Origin of the sequence: Halorubrum sp. Boch-26 (assembly GCF_029889805.1) — an archaeon.
Lineage (GTDB): Archaea > Halobacteriota > Halobacteria > Halobacteriales > Haloferacaceae > Halorubrum.
Map to the genome: position 1 here is coordinate 1 of NZ_JARANT010000153.1, position 2,996 is coordinate 2,996.

The 2,996-nt window shown below is 70.1% G+C and carries 2 protein-coding genes; both read right to left on the reverse strand.

Translation table 11 applies throughout. The annotated features are described in order from the left end of the window. Window positions 1-403 precede the first annotated feature (403 nt). Window positions 404-595, reverse strand: a complete 192-nt coding sequence (locus OQF71_RS14230; protein ID WP_280588467.1) for a UPF0175 family protein — start codon at window positions 593-595, stop codon at window positions 404-406. Window positions 596-884: 289 nt separating this feature from the next. Beyond that, window positions 885-2,825: an ATP-dependent DNA helicase gene (locus OQF71_RS14235; RefSeq protein WP_280588468.1), complete on the reverse strand. Its 1,941-nt coding sequence runs from the start codon at window positions 2,823-2,825 to the stop codon at window positions 885-887. Between the last annotated feature and the right edge of the window lie 171 nt (window positions 2,826-2,996).

Below are 2,996 nucleotides of genomic sequence, written 5' to 3' on the forward strand. Positions count from 1 at the left end.
TCCGCCCCCGCCCGCCGCCCGGCTCGAGGCTGGGGAGGCGTGAGGTGCGGGGCGGTTGCGGGTGGGTAGGACTCAAAGGGGCAGCCGCGAGGACGCCGCAGGCGACGCCAAGCACCGCAGGGAGCGAGTGAAGCGAGCGACTGAGGAGCACAGCGAGCGTGCGGCGTCCTCGCGGCTGGGGCTTTGGAGGTCTTCCCAGCGGGTCCCTTGCACCCACATGAACAGCCGATAGCAACACCTCTCGTTCACTTCTAAACAACGCTCGAACAGATCGACGACGCTCGCTCCCGCTATCGATCGCACAGCGCCGGTTAGCGACCGGCCGTATCGAGCGGGAGTATACCTAGAGAACGAAATACGTACAACGGCGACCGATCGAAATCCGAAGCTTCGGGCGTCGAGATCAGTCGGCTCGGGCGGTCGACTCGGCGCCGAGCGCGGCGGCGCGGTCGGACTCGGTCACGTCGATGCCGCGACGCTCCAACTGATCGACGAACTCGGCCTCGCTGAGGCCCGCCCGTGTGGCCGCCTGAGAGAGTGTCAGCGTTCGCGCACCGTACAGCGTCAGCGCACTCGTGAGGCCCTTTTTTGCCATATCTAGGATAGGCCCGTGAAGGTTTATGAAGGTTACTAATTGATTCAGGCCCCTGATACACCTTATACGATATATATTGACAGTTGATCAGGTCGGCGGCGTATAACCACTACCGAGGACGGCCCGCAGGAATTATCCCGCTCTGCGGCGCAGTGGGGGTATGGACAGACAACAGATCTTCGCGCTATTCTTCGCGCTCCTCATGGTGAGTTCGATGGCCGCCTGGGGCGTCTCGCTGCTGTAGGCGCCGTTCGACGTGACGCGGCGCCCCGCGGCGTAACACGCTGCTTCAGCCGTCGCCCCAGACGTCGGAGAGCGGGTGGTCCTCCCGACGCTGAGCGTCGGCCTCCGAGCGGGTCCGCGTCTCGTCGGCGTCGTCGCCGCGTCCGTTTCGGCCGCTCGATCCGACGGTATCGGCCCGGTCGGCGCCACCGGTCGCGGCGCCCCCAGATCCGTTCGCGCCGGAGCCGCCGCGTTCGGACGCGCCCCCCGTACCGCCGGTACCGCCCGTGCCGTCGCCCCGGTTCCGCGCCGCCCGGGCGGGACCGGAGGGGTCGGCGTCGACCCCGGCGAGCGCGGCAGCGGGGTCGAACTCCGGGAGGTCGGGCGTCGTCATCGCGTCGATCTGGTCTCGAAACCACGGCGGCGTGTCCGCCTTCGCGCGGTCGAAGAGGTCCAGCAGGGAGTCGTCCGCGAGGTACGTCGCGCCGTAGTCGTCGGGCGCGCGGACGACGCGGCCGCACGCCTGAATCACGGTCCGCAGCGCCGTCCGGTGGTACCACGCCCACTGGTCGTCCGCGAGCCGGCGGGCGACGCGGGAGTCGTTCGTGTTGCGGTACGGCGCCTTACACACCACCTGCCACCGGCAGAGGTCGCCCTTCAGGTCCAGCGCCTCCTCCATCTTCACGGAGACGAACACCTCCGGGTCGTCGCTCGCCTTCCACGCGGAGAGCTCCGCGTCGCGGTTCTCTCGACCGTGCCGCCGGACGCGCGCGGCGACGCCGAACTCGCCCAGCAGCTCGGTGAGCCGCCCGGCGATGTCGTACGAGTGCGCGTGGATAAGTCCCTTCTCGTCCGGGTGTTCGGCCATGAGCCGGACGGTCAGGCGGGCGATCTCCGGTATCGTCTCGTCGCGGTGCTCGTAGGTCATCGACCCCCGCGTCACGTCGTACAGCGGGCGGTGTTCCAGCGGGAACGTGTGAGGGACGTCGACGAGGGCGACGGTCGCGGGATCGAGGCCGATCCCGCGGCAGAACGCCTCCTTCGAGAGGATGGTGGCGGAGAGCAGCGCGAACCGGTTCCCGCGGTCCCACACCGTGTGCCGGAGGTAGCGGGCCGGATCCAAGGGTTTGATCGCGAGCGGCGACCCCTCCCCGCCGGACTGGTCGACGACCCACGTCGTCGGCGAGTCGAGGTCGCGGTAGTCCTCTAAGAACCAGCCGAGCTCGCTCACCAGCTCTCCGAGGCGGTCGCGGCGCGCGACCTCCTCGCGGTCGAGCTCGGGCCGCCCCGTCAACTCGTCTCTCGCGCGCTTCGCGACGTCGCGGAGGGAGGCGACGAACCGGGCGGTGCGGTCGAGCGCGTCCTCCTCGGGGCCGGCGTCGGCCTCCACGTCCGGGACGCGCACGTCGTCCCAGACCGGGACGCGGTCGGGCGAGAGCTCGATCGTCGCGTACATCTCCGCCCACTCGGCGAGCCCGTGCGCCTCGTCGATCACGACGACGTCGCGCTTGCGGAACACCTCGGAGCCCGCGGTGCGCATGAAGTAGGCGAGCGTCATCGCGGCGTACCGGTTACCGGAGGCGATCGCGCGGTCGGAGAAGTACGGGCACCGGTGTTTCACGGAGCAGTCGAACCCCTGCTGCCGGACGCAGGGCGCGCGGTTGACCGGCGTGTCGTGCTCGCCGGGGAGGATGCAGTCGTAGTTCGACTTCCCGCGGATCACCGCCAGGTCGTCGAGCAGGTCGTCCGCCTCGACGTCGTCGATCTGCGACACCTGCGGCGTCGTGTAGTAGGCGCCCGTCGCCTCGCTCGGCGCCGTCTCGTCGACCGTCGCGGCCGCGCCCATCACCGCCCGCGCGAGCAGCGACTTGCCGCTGCCGGTCGGCGCGCGCACGAGGACGACCTCGTTGCCGGCGGCGAACGCGTCGCGGATGTCCGCGAGCGCCCGCTCCTGCGCGCCGCGGAAGCTCGGGGCGGGGAACTCGGCGGGGATCCGGTCGGGGTCCACAGGGGTCCCTCGCCCCCTCCCGGAATTAAACCCTCGGCTCGCGGTCGATCCGTCGGCGAAGCGTCGGCGGCGTCACCCGACGCTCGACTCGTCGTCCCCCGCACCGGCGACGGTATACCGGACGTCGGAGGCGCCGGAGTCACCCACGGATCAGGCGCCGCCGTTCGGACC

What these genes read in the sequence shown, in the direction of transcription:
- OQF71_RS14230 (WP_280588467.1), bottom strand. Translation starts at nt 595, where the DNA reads ATGGCAAAAAAGGGCCTCACGAGTGCGCTGACGCTGTACGGTGCGCGA.